The sequence below is a fragment of the Candidatus Skiveiella danica genome, assembly GCF_022705245.1.
In the GTDB taxonomy this organism is placed as follows: domain Bacteria; phylum Pseudomonadota; class Gammaproteobacteria; order Burkholderiales; family Burkholderiaceae_C; genus Skiveiella; species Skiveiella danica.
This window is the reverse complement of sequence record NZ_JAKJEW010000067.1, coordinates 1-3,297: the sequence shown is the minus strand read 5'-3', so window position 1 is coordinate 3,297 and position 3,297 is coordinate 1. Positions and strand designations below refer to the sequence as shown.

Here is a 3,297-nt window from a genome sequence, read left to right as displayed (position 1 = left end):
ATACGACACCTGGCGCAGAGGCTTGCATTGGGGCATCAGCGCTGCCCTCGCCTGCCACCTCCTCAAACACCCCGTCCACCACACAGACGTGGAAGTGGACGTGTTCGTTCAGGCTGGAGCCGAATCGGTGAATGAAGGCGATGGCACCGATGTGCAGGCCTGCCTTGTCCATATGGGCCGCACCGGGGCTGTGGGTCTGCAGAGTTTGTGCGATCACCCGCAGAAAGATGCGCAGCACCATGCTCAGCACCGCTCCGTCGCGTTGCATGAAGTACCGCAACCTCTTGGGCACGGAGAGCACCCACTGGCGCACCGGCAGGCGGGGGAAAACGTGGTCGTTCAGGTGCGCTGCTGTCTCCACCATCCGCCGCGTGGTGCACGAGGGGCAGACTCCCCGGCCTTTGCAGGAGAAGGCTACAAAGTAGTCGTGCCCACAGTCGCCGCAGCGAGCGCGGGCAAAGCCATGGGCAAAGATGCCGCACTCAAGATACTTGGCAAACGCTTTGCGCACGAAGGGCTTGGGGGTGTGGTGGTCGCCCTGGCCGTCGAACTGACCCGCGCTGGCCAACTCTAGCCAGGTCTCGTAGTGCTCGGCTACCGTTTGGTAGAGCAGCGTGCGTTCGGGGTGGCGTGGGTTGTAGAGCTTGGGTTTTGCAGTGATTGGCATGAATACTGTACAAATGCACAGTATTCTGCGGCGATTGTTTGGGTACGCAAAGCACAAGGCCCGAACCGTAGCCAGTTCGGGCCTTGTCAGGGTAGCTTGGCTGCGGACTTACTTGCGCGCAGGCGGCACATCCGGCCCGAGCTATGGCTTTGCTTTGCGCCTTGATCGGGCACATTTTGAGGCGTTGCTCGGACACGCCCGAAAAACTCTCAGCCTCTGAGCCGGGCCGCTGCTATACTGCGCCGGACTGCCCGAACCCGCGTGCGATTACTCTCTTTTTGATAGCTGCTTGTGGCCGATTGACGCTGGGAAGGGCAGGAAATGATCCTAAAAGCATGCCGCTGGAGACCCGTATGACCGCCCAAACCCTGTCCCGCCGCCCCCCACGCCGTTTCTGGGGCTGGGGCCTGGCCGACGCCGCGCTGGACGCGCGCGAACAGGCCAACCTGCGCTTCATGCTCGACCAGCTCGGCGCGGTGCAGGGCGAGGCCGCGCCGCCCCGGGTGGAGGACTTTGCGCTGCGCGCGCCGCGGATCAGCCCGCCGCCCAGCCTGGCCGCGATGTGCTCCAGCCTGCCGCTGGACCGGCTCAACCACAGCTACGGCAAGAGCTACGCCGACCTGGCGCGCATGTGGCAACGCGACGTACCCGAGCCGCCAGACTGGGTGGCCTTCCCGGACGACGAGCAGGCCATTGTCGACCTGCTGGACTGGGCCGCGCGTTGCAACGTCGCAGTGGTGCCCTATGGCGGCGGCAGCAGCGTGTGCGGCGGCGTGGAACCCGCGGTGGGCGCCAGCTACGCGGCCACGGTGTCGATGGACCTGGAGCGCCTGCACCGGGTGCTGGAGGTGGACCGTACCAGCCGCGCCGCGCGCATCCAGGCCGGTGCGCTGGGGCCGGAGCTGGAGGCACAGCTGAAAACCCACGGCCTGACGTTGCGGCACTTTCCGCAGAGCTTCGAGTTCTCCACGCTTGGCGGCTGGATCGCCACCCGCGCCGGCGGCCACTACGCGATGCAGCACACCCACATCGACGACTTCGTGGAGAGCACCCGCCTGCTCACCCCCTCGGGCGTGCTGCAGACGCGCCGCTTGCCCGGCTCGGGGGCCGGCCCCGCACCCGACCGGCTGGTGCTGGGCTCGGAGGGCACATTGGGCGTGATCACCGAGGCCTGGGTGCGGCTGCAGGATGCGCCGCGCTTTCGGGCCTCGGCCTCGGTGCGCTTTGATGACTACGCCCAAGGCGTGGCCTGTGTGCGCGCGCTGTCGCAATCCGGCCTGAACCCGGCCAATTGCCGCCTGCTGGACCCGCTGGAGACGGTGTTCTCCGGCGTCGGCGACGGCAGCCACGCGCTGCTCGTGCTGGGCTTCGAATCGGCCGACCACCCGCTGCAGCCCTGGATGGCGCGCGCGCTGGAGTTGGTGCGCGAGCATGGCGGCGCCTTCGACGCCGAGATGGTGGCGCGCTCGATGGCGCCGGAGGGGGGTGACATGCACCGCGCCGGCGCGGCCGGCGCCTGGCGCGACGCCTTCCTGCGCATGCCCTACTGGCGCGACCCGGCCGTGGGCCTGGGCGTGATCATGGACACCTTCGAGACCGCCATCACCTGGGACCGCTTCGACGCCTTCTACGCCGGCGTCAAGGCCGACGTCTCCGCCGCCATCGAACGCGCCACCGGCCACGAGGCGCTGCTGTCGTGCCGCTTCACCCACGTCTACCCCGACGGGCCGGCGCCCTACTTCACGCTGGCCGTCAACGGCGCCGCCGACGGCAGCGTGGCCAGCGCGCTGGCCGCCTGGCGCGACATCAAGGCCGCCGCCAACGCGGCCGTGATCACCCACGGCGGCACCATCACCCACCACCACGCCGTGGGGCGCGACCACCGAAGCGGCTACGAGCGCGAGGCCGACCCGCTGTTTCGCCGCGTGCTGGCCGCGGCCAAACGCGAGCTGGACCCGCAGGCCGTGCTCAACCCCGGCGTGCTGTTCGACCCGCTGGGGCGGTCGGTGGGCATCACCGGGGCGCTGGCACCGTCGCAAAGGCCTCGACAGCCGGTTCTATGATCGGCACATCCCCGCATCCGCGCGAACGGATAGGAAATTCAACGGATAGGAAATTCAACCGCATGAGGCCAAGTATGGCACGAGTTTTTGGCCTCGAAACACGTTCGGTCAAGGCAGGTTGAGCGCTCGCTTACCTCTAAATGGCGAAACCTTGGGATGCAAGATGCATTTGGGGCCGGCGCGCACGCAGCTACTCGCCGCAGCGATTGATACCGCCGCTTCACTGGGTCACCAATTGACGCGCTGGTCTACCTCGTAATCGGGTGCGGGTTGCGCTGCCAAATCCCAATCCGGCTCGCCTTGCACCCCGTCATCCACCGGCGCATCACACTCAACCCACAGCGGTGGCCCGCGTGCTGGCGCGATGTGTGGGGGTTCGGACTCTACCCCGATGTGTTCGAGTATTTGCCGGATATCGACACTGTGGGTGATGAACGCAATCAGGCGCATCTGCCCACCGCACATGGGGCACAGCAGCGGGAAGACTTCGACGGATAGGAAATTCAACCGCATGAGGCCAAGTATGGCACGAGTCTTTGGCTTCGAAACACGTCGGCCAAGGCAGAC

2 protein-coding genes and 1 pseudogene are annotated in these 3,297 nt (G+C 66.8%); 1 reads left to right on the top strand and 2 read right to left on the bottom strand.

Annotated elements, in window-relative coordinates:
* Positions 1-667, bottom strand: a 667-nt coding sequence (locus ACMUOY_RS19855) for a transposase zinc-binding domain-containing protein (protein WP_413894467.1), incomplete at its 3' end; no start/stop codon positions are given.
* Positions 668-1,020: 353 nt separating this feature from the next.
* Between ACMUOY_RS19855 and ACMUOY_RS19850 the strand changes: the two genes are divergently transcribed.
* Complete coding sequence (locus ACMUOY_RS19850; RefSeq protein WP_413894466.1) at positions 1,021-2,730, top strand: FAD-binding oxidoreductase; 1,710 nt, start codon at positions 1,021-1,023, stop codon at positions 2,728-2,730.
* 228 nt (positions 2,731-2,958) lie between these two features.
* Here ACMUOY_RS19850 and ACMUOY_RS19845 read toward each other — a convergent pair.
* Positions 2,959-3,297 (bottom strand): annotated as a pseudogene (locus ACMUOY_RS19845) (hypothetical protein); the annotation flags it as partial.

Coding starts and splice junctions, on each gene's coding strand:
- ACMUOY_RS19850 (WP_413894466.1), top strand. CDS start 1,021: ATGACCGCCCAAACCCTGTCCCGCCGCCCCCCACGCCGTTTCTGGGGC.